1 protein-coding gene is annotated in these 244 nt (G+C 52.0%); it reads left to right on the plus strand.

From position 1 onward, the window contains the following. Positions 1 to 244 (plus strand): hypothetical protein (locus Q4563_RS21915; RefSeq protein ID WP_303606041.1); only part of this gene is annotated, 244 nt, incomplete at both ends.

The raw sequence follows: 244 nt of genomic DNA on the forward strand, positions 1-244 counted from the left end.
GTACAGGATTTTGTGACCGAACAACGGCATGCAGCGAGCAGCCGGTTTCAGGATGAAATCGAGCTGCTGCAGCCTATTCTGGATGGTGCCGGCATTATCTATGTGGTTGATGGATCCTTGCCTTACAGCCCGGAATTTGAAGCCGAAATGACCATTTTGCAGTGTACCGGGCAGCCTCGAAAGGCACTGATCAATCCGATTGTCGGTGCTGCACATGTGGAAGAATGGCAAAACTCCCTGAGCC

The organism is Gilvimarinus sp. 1_MG-2023, assembly GCF_030548285.1.